1 protein-coding gene is annotated in these 656 nt (G+C 40.7%); it reads left to right on the plus strand.

From position 1 onward, the window contains the following. Positions 1-574 (plus strand): aminotransferase class I/II-fold pyridoxal phosphate-dependent enzyme (locus ACS8FD_RS21440; RefSeq protein WP_439277359.1); only part of this gene is annotated, 574 nt, incomplete at its 5' end. Between the last annotated feature and the right edge of the window lie 82 nt (positions 575-656).

Below are 656 nucleotides of genomic sequence, written 5' to 3' on the forward strand. Positions count from 1 at the left end.
TTGGATAAGTAACGCACCAGACAACCATTACTTTTTATTGGATCAAGCGTACTTAGAATACGTGACAGACCCAACCTTTGAAAGTGGATTTGAGTGGGTAAAACAAGGATTGTCAGATAACCTTATTGTCATTCATACTTTTTCAAAGTTATATGCTTTAGCCGGTATGCGAGTGGGCTACGCGATTTCTAACCCACAGGCTATCGCTGCTGTTGAAGCGTTTATGTCTATGGATAACACCAACTTGTCAGGTGCGGTCGCTGCTCTTACGACCTTAGATGATATAGATTTTTTGAAGCTAAGTTCACGCACAACTAAACAATCCCGTCAGATGGTTGAAGCAGCATTAGACGAGCTTGGACTTCGCTATTTACCTTCACAGACCAACTTTATTTTTCATGAAATCAAAGGAGATTTGCGCACATATATCAATAGGATGCGTGATAGTGGCATCAAAGTAGGTCGCGAGTTTCCTCCTGTGACAGGGTTCAACCGCTTAACACTTGGCACACCTGATGAGATGACAGTATTTATTAAAGTACTAAAGTCATTTCGTGAAAAGGGCTGGGTTTGATTAATGGTTTAAAAGATTAGTGCGTTTAACAGGACCAATCAATATTGAAAAAGGTGAGGTGCATAAGTTGCGTCTCACCTTT

It is taken from the genome of Psychrobacter sp. 1U2 (assembly GCF_051847575.1).